The sequence below is a fragment of the Labilithrix sp. genome (assembly GCA_019637155.1).
Lineage (GTDB): Bacteria > Myxococcota_A > Polyangia > Polyangiales > Polyangiaceae > Labilithrix.
In genome coordinates this window covers 13,416-27,639 of record JAHBWE010000016.1, presented here as the reverse complement: position 1 = coordinate 27,639, position 14,224 = coordinate 13,416, and the positions used below count along the sequence as shown (strand labels likewise).

The window sequence follows — 14,224 nt, the reverse complement described above, 5'->3', positions numbered from 1 at the left end:
GTCAGCGCGTGCACGTGAGGGTCCAGCGATGGCATTGGCCGTCGGCGAAGCTCTGGCCCTCGCCCGTCAGCGCGCGACCGCCGGGATCGATCTTGAGCACGCCGCCGGAGGTGACGCGGGAGAACCGGAACCGGAGCTCGTCGTGGACGACCGCTCCCTCCCACGTCGCGCCGCGATCCACACCGACGGCGATGGTCGCGGTGATCTTCCCATCGGCGAGCTGCACGAGGTTCACCCAGTCGGTGCCTTCGCGCGCACCGCCGTAGTTGCACGTCCACTTCCCGGTGATCTTGGTCTTCCCGGGTGACGGCGCCACGCTCTGCGGGATCGACTTGGCGCAGTCCGCCTCGGCCTCCGCTCGCTTGCTCGCGCGGTCGGCTTCCTTCGCTTCCCGGGCCACCACGTCCGAGACCCGCACGAGCTGAGTGAAACCCGCCGCCGCGGGCGCCGCCGCGGCCGCGCGTTCCTGGACCACGAGCTCGGTGGCGCCGCGAAGCGGAATACGTTCGGTATGGAGGATCCCCGCGCGCACCGCGCTAATGGTCACGGCGTAGGTGTTCGGCTTCAGCGACGCGCTCACTCGCTCGCCCGGAGGGACCCTCGCGCCGTGCGAGACGATGTCGATCTGACCTCCGTCCGAGCTCACGGTGATGGAGGAGATCGTGTGGCTCGTGTCGTTCACGACCACGAGCGGCACGTCTCCGTGGAGCCGACTCTCGACGGTCGACTCTCCGCCCACGGCGCGTTGCCGCCGAGGCACGAAGGGAGCGCGAGCACGAAGAGAACCGCAACGACACACCGGCCCACGACGCGCGAGCCTATCACGGCGGTCGGTGACCTACCGGTCGACGTGGAGCGCCGCGGCGAGCGGAGAGACCGCGTCGCAGATCACGTGCGGGTAGTAGCCGCCCCACGCGCGGCGCCAGGCGTCCTGGAGGCGCGACCACTGGAGCGTGTAGAAGCCCGCCCACGACATGACGACGATCTCGGGATCGTCCCCCGCTCCGCGGACGCCGATCGCCGTGACCCAGTGCGCGTTCAGCGAGCCCGTCATGAACTGGATGATGACGGGCCGCCCCGCCTCGAGCGACCGCCGCAGCGTCGCGAGCCCGTCGGCGTAGAAGTCGAGCGTCCGGTAGCTGCAGTCGAGCTCGGAGTGTTTGTCGCGAAGGTACGCCGCGAGCGTCGACGGGGTCGTCCCGACGTAGCTCCAGCAGCCGTCGTCGATCGCCCGGCGCGGAGCGACCTCCTTGCCGTACCAGCGAAGGAGGTTCGACGCCGCCGTCGCGCCGCAATAGCCGTACTGATCGAACGCGCCCTCCGAGTCGGGCTGCGCCCACGACGCGACCGCGCCGGCGGGCGCGGAGATCGGGACCATGTCCGGGATCGTCCCGAAGTAGGCCGACTCCGTCGAGGCCGGCTCCTCCTCCTCGAGCTCGGGCGCGACCGTGCACGCGGGGAGACACAGCAGCGCCAGAAAAATGCCGCACGGCAGGAAGCGGAGAGCAGGCATCGTCGATCCTCCGGCGGGAGGACGACCGCGGCTCGCGATCCGTCTCAGCCTTTTTCGAAATAGTCGCCGAGGCGCAGCGAGAGCTCGCTGTGCACGTCGGCGAGGAGCGCGGCCGGCGCCGGCGCCTCCGTCCCGTAGCGATCGCGCAAGAGGTGCGTCATCGAGGCGACGACCGCGGCGCGGGCCGCGACGATGCGGCGCGCGGCGGTCGCGCGGCTGATGCGATGCGCGGCGGCGACCTCTTCGAGCGAGAGGCCGTCGAGGAAGCGGGCCTTGAGGACGGCGCGGCCGATCGGCTCGAGCGCGCCGAGCGCGGCGCGGAGGGCGCTCCGGAACGCGTCGGCCTGGACGCGCCGCGTGAGGAGGAGCTCGGCGTTCGCGCCGACGAGCGCCTCCTCGCCGGTGAGCGGCTCCGTCGTCCTCGCGCAGCGCCGTCGCGTCTGCGCGAGCCGCAGGGCCGCGACCTTGACGAAGCCGGCCAGCGCACCACGCCCCGTGTACGCGAGGAGCTTGGGCGCGCCGCCGTCGTGGCCGAGCACCAGGCGCGTCGTCAGCTCGAGCCGGATCTCGTCCGCGAAGACGACCTCACGGCTCACCGTCGCGACGAACTCGGCGACGTTGGACAGGATGTCGGCGTCGAGCACGGCGAGGGCGTGCTCGTCGCGCCCGACGCACGCGCACGCGAGGTAGAGGTCCTCGAGCGCGCGCCGCTCGAGATCGCCTTGCGCGCGCGCGAGGACGAAGTCGGCGTACGTGACGAGCTCGAGCTGGACGCGCGGCCAGCGAGCACGGGCGCGCTCCCACGCGCGCGCGAGCGCCGGGTGGGCCCCCGCTTCCGTCCGTTGGGTCACCGCGTTCATGCTGGCCCCTCCCGTGCAGCAAGGGCAGTGCCCGACCCAAGGAACCACGGAGCCCGGTTGCAATCCCTCGACTCGTCCACCATCCCCACGATTTCGGAGTCCGCGACCTGGATCCTCACGCGCTCGGAGTGGGCGAACGAAAGCGGACACCCATGGACGAACGAGGACGCATGCCTCGACGACCAGCAGCTCCTCGAGCTCGTGGAGGGCCTCGGCGGCGACGGGACCCTCGCGCGCCATCGCCAGCACCTCGAGAGCTGCGCCGCGTGCCGGTCGCTCTTCGCGGACGTCGAGGGCTGCCTCACCCGCTCGCGTGACGTCGCGCCCGCCCCCGTCGTGGCGCCCGCGCCGGCGCGGTACAAGCTCCTCCGCAAGGTCGGCGAGGGCGGGATGGGCTCCGTCGTCGCGGTGCGGGACGAGGTCCTCGAGCGCGACCTCGCGGTGAAGACGCTCCATCCCTGGCTCGCCCCGGACGCGAACGCGGTCGTCCGCTTCCTCCAGGAGGCCCACCTCATGGCGCGGCTCGACGGTCGGGGCGCGCCGCGCGTCATCGACGTCGGCACGAACGAGATGGGCCTCCCGTTCATCGTCATGGAGCTCGTCGAGGGCGAGACGCTCGGCGCCCGCCTGAAGCGCAAGGGACGGCTGCCGGTCGACGAGGCCGTCTCGCTCATCGCGCGCCTCTGCGACGCGCTCGCGTCCTCGCACGCGTGCGGGGTGATTCACCGCGACGTGAAGCCGAGCAACGTCATGGTCACGCGTCGCGGCGCCGGCTTCGCGGTGAAGCTCGTCGACTTCGGGCTCGCGAAGTCCGACGGCGCCGCGCGGCAGGCGTCGGAGACCGGCGACGTCTTCGGAACGCCGGGGTACATGCCGCCCGAGCAGCTCCGCGACGGTCACGACGCCGACGCACGCTCGGACATCTGGGCCGCCGGCGTGCTCCTCTATCGCTGCCTGACGGGAGAGAACCCGTTCCCGCCCGTGCTCCACGCGACCTCCGTCGCGTCGTACGTCCCGGCCCGCGCGCGGCGGCCGGAGCTCCCGCCCGCGCTCGACGACGTCATCGCGCGATGTCTCCAGGGCTCGCCACGCTTTCGCTACGCGAGCGCCGCCGAGCTCGCCGCCGAGCTCGACGCGGTCACGTCGACGAAGACCGCGAAGATCGAGCGACGGCGGCGCCCCGCGACGAGCGCGCTCGCGGTCACGGGCGCGCTCCTGTTCGCCGTGTTCGTGTTTGTGTTTGCGTTCGCGTTCGTGCTCGGTCGGTAGGACGCCGTGGTCGATTCGTCGACCGAGCCTTCCGCGGCGACTGCTACGTTTCGACGATGGGGTTGCGGCGACTTTGGCTCGGGCTCGGGCCGGTGGGGATATTTCTCGCGTGCGGGGGCTCGGGCGGCGGTGGGGGAGCGCCGCCGGCGGGCGACCTCACCGTCGTGAGCTGCGGAGCGGCGGAGCGCAAGGTCGGGACCGCGTGCGTCGCGAACAAGTTCTTCGACGACGTGCTCATCCCGAGCGACGACGCTCAGCCGCCCGTCGACGTGGCGCCGGACGGGACGCGGTACGTGCGTGGAGTCCTCCTCGTCTCGCTCGCGGACGAGAGCACGCGCCTCGACGACGCGCGGCAGCTCTTCGCGAGGTACGGCGGCGACACGATCGGCGCGATCGCGTTCGCCGGCTTCTACATGGTCTCGTTCTCGGACGCGGCCGACCTCACGGGCCTCGACGCGAAGATGGCCCAGCTCGCGGCCGATCCCGCCGTCCGCGCGGTGAACCGCGACATCGAAGTAGACAGCGGAGCCCTCGCGCCGGAGCGCCCCGCCGACACCGACCTCGAGAAGCTGACCGGCGCGGAGAGCTTCCACGACCTCTACGACGTCGCCGCCGACGCGCCGATCGGCGCGAACGGCAAATGGGCATACGAGAGCGTCGGGCTCCCGCGCGCGTGGAATACGCTCTACACGCAGAACTATCCCCTCGAGCACGTGGTCGTCGGGATCCTGGACGGCAAGGTCGAGCGGGAGCGCTTCCCGTTCCTCGTCTTCGCGGGCGCGCGCGATCGCCGCCCCAAGAAGACGGAGTCCAACGACTCGTCGTCGGTTCGACACGGCACCGCGGTCGCGTCGATCATCGCCGGCCCCAACGGCGACGGCGGCATGACCGGCTACCTCGGCGGCCTCACGTGTCTCCGTCACGACCTCGCGCCGACGGCGGTCATCGAGAACACGGAGGCCGAGCTCACGCGGGAGGAGAAGCGCCTCCGCACCGACGCCATTTTCTGGGGAATCGTGTATTCGGTGCAATCCGGCGCGCGGGTCGTAAACCTCTCTCTCGGGCACACCGGCACGGGGGACTGGCGCTTCAACATCGCGCGGACGTATCGCCTCGTGATGGGGGCCGCGCCCGACACGCTCTTCGTCATCGGCGCCGGCAACGACGACACGGACGCGTCGTTCTACGTCCCTTGCTCCGCGGCGCGTCTCGACGAGGAGACGAAGATCGACAACGCGATCTGCGTCGGCGCGATCGACGAATCGGGCGCGCGAGCGGTGTGGGGCACCAACGCGGCGACGGGCGCGCGCGCGGCCTCGAACTACGACTCCGTCCACGGCACGGTCGCGATCGCGGCGCCGGGCACACGTGTCCTCGCCACCCTGCCGGACGGACGCATGACGATGTTCCTCGGCACGTCGGCCGCGACGCCGATGGTCAGCGGCGCGGCCGCGCTCCTGTTCGGCGTCCTCCCCGGCCTCGACGGCGGCCTCGCGAAGAAGATCCTCCTCGACTCCGCGCAGCCGCTCGGTGACCAGTCGCTCGGCGGCAAACGCCTCGACGCGGCGGCGGCGGTGGAGAAGGCGCTCTCGCTCGCGGCGCAGCTTCACCCCGAGCGGGTCGGCAAGGGGGATTGCCGCACGCCGGACGTCGACACGTCCGTCAGCACGTCGACCGTGTGCAAGGACCTCACGAGGAGCTGCTTCTTCTGCGGAGCGGCCGACTACAACGTCACGTTCACGACGAAGCCCGACAACAACCGCAGCGGGAGCTCGGAGCCGAACCGCACGGTCGCCAGCTTCTCGTGGGAGAACGAGACCACGCTCGAGCGAATCACCCTCGAGGTCTTCAGCTTCGAAGGCTCCCTCCGTATCGATGTTCCCAATCCCACCTTCGACCCGCCGGTCATCAAGGGCAATCAGCGCCCGGGCGCGATCGACATCCAGGTGACCGGCCCGTGGCTCGGCGTGATCACTCCCAAGTTCAACCAGACGTTCACGGACGACGCGGGGGTGACCCGCAGCTTCAGCGAGGTCGTCCAGGCGCTGGAGCTCGAGGTCAGCGATACCGGCGGCAAGCTCACCGGCACCGTGACCGCGCACGGCGATCTCGGCGGCACGTTCACGGCGACGATGAAGGAGGTGACGTACCGCGAGTCGGGAGGCTGCGAGTGAGCGCCGCCTTCACTCCGGGAACGGAGTCGGCATGTTGCCGATGCTGCCCCAGCACACGACCTTGCCCGACGCCCTGAGCCCGCAAGAGAACTGGAGACCGGTCGTCAGGTCCGCGAACCGGCCCGCCGGCACGTCGAGCTCGCCGAGCCCGTTGTTTCCGCCCCAGCACTCGATCCTGCCGTCGGAGGCGAGCGCACAGGCGTGCGCCGCGCCGCCCGCGATCTTCGAGAAGCGCCCCGCGGGCACCTGCTGCGCGAGGGTGTAGCCCGGCGCGGCGACGCAGGAGATCGCCTGCTCCCTCGTCAGGCCGCACGTGCCGACGGTCGCGACCGCGTGGTCGACGAAGCTGCCCGCGAGCGCGGGGATGTCGACGAGCTCGTCGCCCCAGCACTCGATCCGGCCCTGCTCCGAGCGCGCGCAGGCGTGGAGCTGACGCGCGTCGACGGCGGTGAAACGTCCGGGCGGAGCGTTCGTCTGCTCGACCCCGTCGTATCCCCAGCACGCGAGCTCGCCGCTCTCGCGAATGGCGCACGCGAAGGCCCCACCCGCCGTCAGCGTGGTGAAGCGACCGGCCGGCGCGTCGAGCTGCCCGACCGAGCCGCCGCCCCAGCAGGTGATCGATCCGTCGAGACGAATCGCGCAAGAGAAGATCCCGCCGGCGGCGACGGCCTTCGCCTTCAGGTTCGCGGGCACCTCCGTCTGGCCGTAGAGGTCCGAGCCCCAGCAGGTCACGCGCGCGTCGCTGCCGAGCGCGCAGGCGTGTCCGTCGCCGCCCGAGAGCGCGATCGCACGGACCGACGAGCCCGACGTGGGCGCGCAGACGGTGTTCGCGAGGATCTCGTCCTGGTTCGCGACCTCACGCCGGCCGTCGAGGCAGACGACGTCGAAGAGCCCATCGGGCCGCTGCACGATCGACTGCGTGTCCGCGATCTGCGCCGCCTCCTGCGACGCGGCGCCGTCGTCCACGCTCGACGAGCAGGCCGCGAGCGAAGTGAAAAGAGTGCAAAGTGCAAGGATAGGAAGCGATCTCATGGTCGCCTCCGGAGCAAGCCACATGCCGCCGTAAGTACATGTAGGCTGGTCGTGACTGTCACTCGCTCGGAGACACGTGTCACCGAACGGGTGGCGCCTACTACGGGGCCGGCGGATACATCCCTGCGAGGGCCGCGACGTCGCCGGTCGAGAGCGTAAGACGCTGGCCGGAGATGGTGCCGCCGTCCTTCTTCAGGATCGTCGCCTGGCCGTTCTTCGAGAACGAATAGGAGCCGTAGTGCATCACCGACTCGTAGTCGTACGGCCCGACGTCGCGACCTTGCGAGGCGGAGTACTTGTTGAAGTTGTAGGCCGAGCTCGACTCGATGTTCTCGAACTTGATCGTGACGTAGCGATCGCGGTCCTGCCGGGTCTGCTCGTGGTAGAGGCCGACCGCGTGGCCGATCTCGTGGATCGTCTGCCCGACCGCGCAGTGGCCGGGGTACGCGGTGGTCGCGAGCGCCGCGCGCGCGCCGAGGTCCGCGGGCGTGCCGGAGCTCGTCTTGCCATCCGTGTAGTATGCAAAGAAGTCGCCGTTCGACGCGACGTCGACGTGCGCGAGCTGCGCGATCGTCTTCGTCGGCGCGACGGCGAAGGGCGCGGCCGCGGCGGTCGCGTCGGTGCGGAAGGGCGTGCCGATCGTGAACGTGCCGTCCTTGTAGAAGACGTGGGTCTGGTTCGTCCGCGAGATCGCGATCGCCGCGACGTCGGCGGCGACCTTGCCGTCCGCGAGCGTGTACGGCGCCGGCGCGCGGTACGCCGCGAAGTCCGTCGGCGTGCCCTCGCTCACGGTGCCGTCGGTGTACCAGGCGAAGAGGTGACCGTCGTTCGCGAACGCGACCTCGACGACGTTCGACGGCGTGAGCGTGCCCGGCAGCGTGTACTTGAAGTGCGGCTGGTACGCGTCGACGCGCGCGTTCGAGCCGATCGTCGCGAAGCCGCGGCGGAAGAAGTAGTACGTGCGGCCGTTCGAGCGGTTGATCCCGACGCCGACGACGCTCGACGGGACCTCGCCCATCGAGAGGTTCACGCCCTGCATTCCGCCTTGTTTGCCGATGTGGGCGGAGCAGCCGGTGCCGGGGCGGAACGAGAGGTAGTCGCTCTGGTTCGTCCGCGCGACGAGGCGCACGTTGGTCTTCGCGTGCCAGTGCGCGATCGCGTCGTGCACGCGCTGCGGATCGGGGAGGTTGGCGTCGATGACGTACGGCACGACGCCGCCCGGCCAGCGCCGGCCCGTCATCGTCGCCGACATGAGCTCGGTCGGCGTCGGGACGATCACGTCGCCCTCGGTGATCGGGACGCCGTCGATCATCTCCCAATCGAGCTCGATCGCGCCGCCGGTCTCCGTCGCGACCTTCGTCGTCCCGCGCGGACCGCGCGCGCGGCGTTCTTCGTGGACGCGCGGCGTGCCGCCTTCGTTCGCGACGAGCTCCGGCTCGCTCCCGTTGCTCCCGTCGTCGGACGACGGCTCCGTGTCGGGCGCCGCGCACGCGACGAGCGACGCGAGAGCGACGAGCGCGAGCGGGAGGCGGAGCTTCATGCGCGGATGGGTTACGCCGCGTTTCAGAAACGCTCGCGTACCGGACGCGTCTCATTTCATTTTCGGTGGGACAGTGTGGTCGATGACTCGCGTCATCAACGGCCCGGTCACTCTAGCCCCACGCACGCCGGCCTCGTTTTTCTCGAGGTGAACGACGAGATCGGGGGGGCCGAGCTCGGGCTCCACGTCCTCGCCCCACTCCACGAGGAGGATCGCGCCGTCGTGGCGGCGCTCGGCGAGGCCGAGGCGCCGGACCTCGGCGAGCGTCTTCGCGGCGTCGTGCTCGTCGCGCAAGCGGTAGAGGTCGGCGTGGAGGAGCACGCCGCGCGGGGTCGCGTACTCCTGCACGAGCGTGAACGTCGGGCTCGCGATCGCGGTGTCGGGGGGGACCCCGAGCACGCGCGCGACCGCGCGGGCGAGGAACGTCTTGCCCGCCCCGAGATCGCCGGAGAGGAGCACGAGGTGCCCGGGCGCGAGCACGCCGGCGACGCGCGCGCCGAGACGGATCGTGTCACGCCGCGTCGCGAGCGAGAGGCGCTCGTTCGCGTCGGTCCCATCGGTCCCATCGCTCGCGTCGCTCCCGTTGCTCACGTCGCTCATCAGAAGCGGACGACGGCGCGCGCGGTGGCGCCGCCGAGCAAGAGCGTGCCGCTCCCGCCGGCCGCGACCGCGAGATCGCCGGCGACCTCGGCCTGCAGGTTCTCCGTGATGCCGTACGCGACGAAGAGCGCGCCGTGCGTGAGGAAGCGCGTCGTCTTGTCGGCGCCGAGCGCGACGTGCGCGCCGAGGAGCAGCTCCGGTCCGACGAAGAAGCGGACGCCGTCGCCGATCGGCGCGAACGCGTAGCGCGCGCCGGCCGCGGCCTCGAGCGCGCGAGGCCCCACGACCTGGCTCGTGAGGTTCGCCTTCAGCTCGAGGCCCGCGAGCACGTCGGGGAGCGCGACGCCGACGACGGCGCCGACCGGCAGCGCCCACGAGGGACCGCGCGCGCCGCTGGGCCGCACGATCGCGTTCGAGACGCCGATCGAGGCGCCGATCGCGAGCGCGTGGCCGGCGCCGTACACCGCGCGCGGCGCGGCCGGCTTCGAAGGCGGCGGCGCCTGGGGCGGCGGCTCCTGGGGCGTCGGCTCTCGAGGCTGGGGTGGTGGCGCCGGCGGCTTGGGCTTCGGCTTCGGCCGCGCGACGCCGGCGCGCTCCCACGGGATCTCGGCGTCGGCGATCCCTTGGGGACGGACGAGGAGCGCGATCATCTCGGCGATCGCGTCCGTGTCGTCGGCGAGCACCTCGCGCGCGAGCGACTCCACGCGCCCGCTCGCGACGAGGCACGCCTCGAGCTCGATGCGGTACGTCGTGTAGCCCTCTTCGACGGTGCCGTCCGGCAGCGTGCTCGGCGGGATGTCGTTCCGCTCGACGCGGGCGGCGATCGTCCACGGCGCCCCGACCGCGGTGCCGGCCGCGATGTACTCCTGGCTCGTGTCGGGCACGCCGTCCTTCACCGCGGCCTCGGCGGACACCATCTCGTCCGGCGTCGCGAACGTGTGCCCCTTCTTCAAGACCGCCTCGCGCGTCCAACCGCGCGCCTGTTCGAGCTCCGGCTTGGAAAGGTTCCTCGGTGAAGAGAACGGGAGCACCGCGATCTTGTCCGCCCACGCCGGCACCGCGCAGAGACTGACCGCCGCGAACACGAAGGAAGGTACGAGACGCCTCAAAGCGACGCGCAGCATAGCGCCTCAGCGAGGACGAGCGTGATGTCCCGCGCGGCCACCGCTCGAACGATCACTCGAGGGCCTGGCAGGTCCCGCTGGTACACGGCGCGACGACGCACGGCGCGATGACGCAGACGAAGCCCGGCGCGCACCCCGGCGGCTCGGTGCACGCGCCCCCTTGCTCACCGGGCGGCGGAGAGGTCGCGCTCGCGGCAGGCGCGGCCGACTCGCCCCTCGAGTTGCATGCGACGACGAGTCCGACGAGGAGCGACCAAGCGAGCTTCATCGAGCGCATCGAGGCTACACGAGCGCTCGAAGGCACGCACGCGCACGCGGACCCGTCGGGGCGACGCCGCGTCTCGCGAACGCGACACCATGGTGGTGAGCTCAGGGCGCGAACGAGCGCGATTCGCGCTCCGAGGTGCGGGCACGCCGCGTGCGATGGGCGGACGTGATGCTTGGAAAGATGACGCCTCGTCGAAGTCGGATCGCTTTCGCTTTTGCCTCGCTGGTCGCGTGCGGCGCGGAGCCCGCCCTCGCGCCCGCCGACGACGCCGACGACGCGGGAGACGCCGGGACGCCCACCGCGATCGACGCGGGGCCCGGCTCCGACGTCGACGCTTCGCCGACCAAAGACGCCTCGCCGGCCGATACCGGGCCGCCGGAGGAGCCGTACGTCCCGCAGGCGCCGTCGTTCGCGACGGTCGAGACGGTCGGGGGCAACGACTTCACGCGGATGCCCGCCATGCACGTCGACGAGGCGGCGGGGAAGGTGCTGCTGGTCGACGAGGACCGGGCAGGGTTCATCACGCTCCGGCGATGCAACCTCGACGGCACCGACTGTACGATCACCGACCTCACGCGGCATCCCTACCGGCCCGCCGGCCCTCTCGGGACGCCGCGCATCAGCGTGCAGGACGGGATGCTGAACGTGGCGAGCGCCTACCGCGACGCCGACACGATCGTCCATTGGTTCACGCGGTGCCGGAGCGACGGGACGGACTGCTCGTCGGCCATCCTGAACCATCGGCTGGGCGGCTCCCTCCCCGGCGCGATCTGGGTCGACGCGACGCGTGGTCGTGTCTTCGAGATCGTCGGCTCGGTGATGGGGGTGTGCGATCTCGACGGGACGAGCTGCAACATCTACCCGCTCGGCAGCAAGCGGACCGAGCACGAGGTGCACCCGAAGACGGGGCGGTTCGACGTCTACGACCCGACCGCCGAGACGCAGGCGACGTGTCCGTTCGCGGAGCCGTTCACGTGCGCGGCGTTGACGGCGCCCGCCGGCGGCGACAGCGTCGGCACCTTCTCCCATTTCCACCCCGACCTCACGACCGACGCGTGGTGGGACATCGACAGCAGGTTCCCCGCGAGCGGCGTGGACGTTCACGTGCTCGACGCGACGGGCACGATCCCGACCTCGACGTTCTTGGTGAGCGCGGCCACGCTCTACAACAACATCAACGCGCGGGTCATGGTCGGGCCCGAGCTCGTCATCCGCGGGCCGAGCCAGGTGCTGCGCTGCACGCGCGCCGGGACCTCGTGCGCCCCGCTCGCCGTGTCGGTGCCCCGCCACCAGATGGCCGTCGGCGGGACGACCGGTCGTCTGGCGTTCGCGCTGGGCTCGTCCTTCCACGACTGCGGGCCGCCGGGGACGGCGACGTGCAGCGAGCGCGACATCACCTTCGCCGATCGCGTCGGCGGCACTGGGTACACCCCCGTCGTGGGATCGTCCGTCTCGGGCAAGCACCTCTTCGTGCTCTCGTACGAGTCGGCGAAGAGCACGTGGCACGTGACGAGGTGCGACGCGCGCGGAGAGGGCTGCGCGCCGTGGGACCTCGGGGCGCCGCTGCCGAACGGCATGGCGGGGCAGGCGTCGTACGCGTCGATCACCACCGACCGGGTGAACGGGCGCGTGCTCTTCTCCACCTACGAGGCCTACGTCGTCTGCGACGCGGAGGGAGAGCGCTGTGAGGCGAAGGCGAAGGCGCCGCGGGACGGCGTGCATCGAGCCGTTCGCGACGGCGTCGAGTACACCAGCAGCTCCGAGGCCGGCGTGGGCACGCTCACGACGTGTCCGACGCCGGGAGGCGCGTGCGCGACGGTCAACGTGGACTCCTGGGGCATCGTCCGAGCCGTCTCGCCCGCCCTCGGGAAGATCGCGCTTCGCAGCAACAGCACGCGGCTCTCGATCTGCGACCTCGCGGGAGGCGCGTGCGCTCGCGTGTCGTCGGGAGGTACTCCCGTCTTCGACGAGAGCGGCCGCACGATGCTCGTCGCCTCGGGCGGCGGCGTCCTGCGGTGCACGCTCGACGGCACGTGCACCTTCTCCAGGTTCGACGCGCGCGACGCGTTCGACGACGGCGTGTACGGAGACGTGTGGGCGGAGATCGAGCCGGCGAAGCGGAGCCTCCTGCTCTTCGGGACACGAAAGAACGTCCCCACAATCGCGCGGTGCTCGCTGGATCAACTGGCGTCCTGCACGTGGCACCCGATCACGCTCGGCCGTGAGCACGTCTCCGAGCTCCTCGCCGCGCCGCTCGGCCCCCACCGCTTCGTCCTCGTCGGGCGCGACGGCGACGCTCGCGACAAGCCGACGCTGTTCTTCGTCGACCGTCCTTGACCTCACCTCGCTCCTCCCGTCCGCGCGAACGACGTGCACCATCGCGCCGGCGCGGCGTCACCGGCGACGCGGCGCCGCGCGGTCAGCGGCGCCCGCTGCGTCGCCCGTGACGCAGGGAGCCTCGCCGAGCGCGGGTTTTCGCGGTCTACGCGCGAGCGCGGCGCGGGTACGGGGCGTGCGATGGTACGGCCCATGAACCTTCGACTCCTCACCACGGTCCTCTTCTTCAGCGTCACCTCCGCCGCCGCGCTCGGCGCGACCGGCTGCACCGTCAACAACGAGGGCCCTTCCGGCGGGAGCTCGTCGGGCGACAACGACGGGCCGACCAGCCTCGACGGCACCTATTCGGGTATCTACTCCGGCGACGGCACCGGGCCGGTCACGATGACGATCTCGGGCACCAACATCGACGTCGTCGTGACCGTGAGCGGCAAACAGTACCCCGCGACCGGCTCCGTGACCGCCGACGGAGGCGTGAGCGTCGGCGTCGGCACCGGCGAAGGCGTCGTCGTCACCTTCCAGGGGACGTTCGCGAACGGCAAGGGCTCGGGGACCTGGCAGTCGTCGATCTCGACCAAGGGTTCCTGGTCCGTCTCGAAGTGACTCCGCGGTCAGATCGGGACGTGCTCGCCCGGCTCGGGGGTCGCGCAGCGGACGCCGGGGAGGTGCTTGGCGATGCCGTCGTGGAGGCGCTGGATGGCGTCCTTCTCCATCGAGGCGAGCACGGTCGCCGCGAGCGGGTCGGAGAAGTAGGCCTCGGCGTGGGAGGGGACGATGACCTTCGCACCGAGGCGGCGCGCCGCTTCGACGGCGTCCTCGGGGCGCATGACGTGGAGCGCGCCGCCGAGCACGCGCGTGCCGTCGCACGGGAGGATCGCGACGTCGGGGCGGAAGCTCTTGCCGATCGCCTCCATCGAGCCGTGGAGCGCGGTGTCGCCTGCAAAGTACACGCATCTTCCGGCGTGGCGGACGACGAAGCCGACCTCGTACACGTCGTGGACCGCCTCCACCGCGCGGACCGCGATCGCGCCCGGCAGCTCGCGCTCGGCGTCCTTCGCGAGGACGGAGACGTCGGTGAAGCCGATCGCGCGGAGGCTCTCGGCGAGGTGCTCCGTCGCGACGAGGACGGCGGCGCTCCGGCTGTGCGCCGCGATCTCGGCGAGGGCGCGGAGGTCGGCGTGATCGGCGTGGTCGTGCGAGATCAGGATCGCGTCGACGGGATCGAGATCGGCGGGACGAACCGCCGGCGCGACCGCGTGCGAGAGCGCGCCGAACGCGGGGTCGTAAAACCATGGATCGGTGAGGAGCTTCTTTCCGCCGAGCTGGATCACGTGGGTGGAGTGGCCGACGTGGACCACGCCGTCGGCGGCGGGCGCGGAGAGCTTGGGCGTCGCGGCGCCGGGGGAGCGGCGGTGATCGAGGTGACCTTGAAAGGTCCACCACTCCGCCGCGACCGCGGCGGCGGCGGCTCCGGCCGCGCCGAGCGCGAGCTTCCGGCGGCTCAATT

At 71.5% G+C, this 14,224-nt stretch carries 13 protein-coding genes; 4 read left to right on the top strand and 9 right to left on the bottom strand.

The window, feature by feature from the left end:
• Position 1: 1 nt before the first annotated feature.
• The 3 genes from KF837_30840 to KF837_30830 form a co-directional block, all read right to left on the bottom strand.
• Entirely contained in the window at positions 2-697 is a 696-nt protein-coding gene (locus tag KF837_30840; protein ID MBX3231762.1) for a hypothetical protein, read from the bottom strand.
• A 141-nt stretch (positions 698-838) separates the two neighbouring features.
• Positions 839-1,513, bottom strand: coding sequence for a hypothetical protein (locus tag KF837_30835; protein MBX3231761.1), 675 nt, complete (start codon positions 1,511-1,513; stop codon positions 839-841).
• A 44-nt stretch (positions 1,514-1,557) separates the two neighbouring features.
• Entirely contained in the window at positions 1,558-2,373 is an 816-nt protein-coding gene (locus KF837_30830; protein MBX3231760.1) for a hypothetical protein, read from the bottom strand.
• A gap of 57 nt (positions 2,374-2,430) precedes the next feature.
• Here KF837_30830 and KF837_30825 point away from each other — a divergent pair, with 57 nt between their 5' ends.
• Together KF837_30825 and KF837_30820 are read left to right on the top strand one after the other, a co-directional pair.
• Positions 2,431-3,642 (top strand): serine/threonine protein kinase, encoded by a 1,212-nt coding sequence (locus tag KF837_30825; protein MBX3231759.1) that lies wholly within the window; start codon positions 2,431-2,433, stop codon positions 3,640-3,642.
• A gap of 92 nt (positions 3,643-3,734) precedes the next feature.
• Positions 3,735-5,816, top strand: coding sequence for a S8 family serine peptidase (locus tag KF837_30820; GenBank protein ID MBX3231758.1), 2,082 nt, complete (start codon positions 3,735-3,737; stop codon positions 5,814-5,816).
• A gap of 9 nt (positions 5,817-5,825) precedes the next feature.
• On the opposite strand, the gene KF837_30815 is transcribed toward KF837_30820, so the two are convergent.
• The 5 genes from KF837_30815 to KF837_30795 form a co-directional block, all read right to left on the bottom strand.
• Positions 5,826-6,848, bottom strand: coding sequence for a hypothetical protein (locus KF837_30815; protein MBX3231757.1), 1,023 nt, complete (start codon positions 6,846-6,848; stop codon positions 5,826-5,828).
• Positions 6,849-6,948: 100 nt separating this feature from the next.
• Complete coding sequence (locus KF837_30810; GenBank protein ID MBX3231756.1) at positions 6,949-8,388, bottom strand: hypothetical protein; 1,440 nt, start codon at positions 8,386-8,388, stop codon at positions 6,949-6,951.
• Between the two features lie 51 nt (positions 8,389-8,439).
• Entirely contained in the window at positions 8,440-8,988 is a 549-nt protein-coding gene (gene tsaE / locus KF837_30805; GenBank protein MBX3231755.1) for a tRNA (adenosine(37)-N6)-threonylcarbamoyltransferase complex ATPase subunit type 1 TsaE, read from the bottom strand.
• On the bottom strand, positions 8,988-10,097 hold the full coding sequence (locus KF837_30800; protein MBX3231754.1) for a hypothetical protein: 1,110 nt from the start codon (positions 10,095-10,097) through the stop codon (positions 8,988-8,990). The genes tsaE and KF837_30800 overlap by 1 nt, the downstream gene beginning before the upstream one ends.
• Positions 10,098-10,164: 67 nt before the next feature.
• Positions 10,165-10,380, bottom strand: coding sequence for a hypothetical protein (locus tag KF837_30795; GenBank protein MBX3231753.1), 216 nt, complete (start codon positions 10,378-10,380; stop codon positions 10,165-10,167).
• Positions 10,381-10,560: 180 nt separating this feature from the next.
• Here KF837_30795 and KF837_30790 point away from each other — a divergent pair, with 180 nt between their 5' ends.
• Together KF837_30790 and KF837_30785 are read left to right on the top strand one after the other, a co-directional pair.
• Positions 10,561-12,717 carry a hypothetical protein gene (locus KF837_30790; protein MBX3231752.1) on the top strand — a complete coding sequence of 719 codons (2,157 nt, stop codon included), beginning with the start codon at positions 10,561-10,563 and terminating at the stop codon, positions 12,715-12,717.
• A gap of 192 nt (positions 12,718-12,909) precedes the next feature.
• A complete protein-coding gene (locus KF837_30785) occupies positions 12,910-13,320 on the top strand; it encodes a hypothetical protein (GenBank protein MBX3231751.1) in 411 nt (136 codons plus the stop codon).
• Between the two features lie 8 nt (positions 13,321-13,328).
• On the opposite strand, the gene KF837_30780 is transcribed toward KF837_30785, so the two are convergent.
• Positions 13,329-14,222, bottom strand: a complete 894-nt coding sequence (locus tag KF837_30780) for an MBL fold metallo-hydrolase (GenBank protein ID MBX3231750.1) — start codon at positions 14,220-14,222, stop codon at positions 13,329-13,331.
• Between the last annotated feature and the right edge of the window lie 2 nt (positions 14,223-14,224).

Bases quoted from the DNA above. Each gene is read 5' to 3' on its own strand.
- KF837_30830 (MBX3231760.1), bottom strand. From the start codon at position 2,373: ATGAACGCGGTGACCCAACGGACGGAAGCGGGGGCCCACCCGGCGCTC.
- KF837_30790 (MBX3231752.1), top strand. From the start codon at position 10,561: ATGACGCCTCGTCGAAGTCGGATCGCTTTCGCTTTTGCCTCGCTGGTC.
- KF837_30785 (MBX3231751.1), top strand. From the start codon at position 12,910: ATGAACCTTCGACTCCTCACCACGGTCCTCTTCTTCAGCGTCACCTCC.
- KF837_30810 (MBX3231756.1), bottom strand. From the start codon at position 8,388: ATGAAGCTCCGCCTCCCGCTCGCGCTCGTCGCTCTCGCGTCGCTCGTC.
- tsaE (MBX3231755.1), bottom strand. From the start codon at position 8,988: ATGAGCGACGTGAGCAACGGGAGCGACGCGAGCGATGGGACCGATGGG.
- KF837_30835 (MBX3231761.1), bottom strand. From the start codon at position 1,513: ATGCCTGCTCTCCGCTTCCTGCCGTGCGGCATTTTTCTGGCGCTGCTG.
- KF837_30795 (MBX3231753.1), bottom strand. From the start codon at position 10,380: ATGAAGCTCGCTTGGTCGCTCCTCGTCGGACTCGTCGTCGCATGCAAC.
- KF837_30815 (MBX3231757.1), bottom strand. From the start codon at position 6,848: ATGAGATCGCTTCCTATCCTTGCACTTTGCACTCTTTTCACTTCGCTC.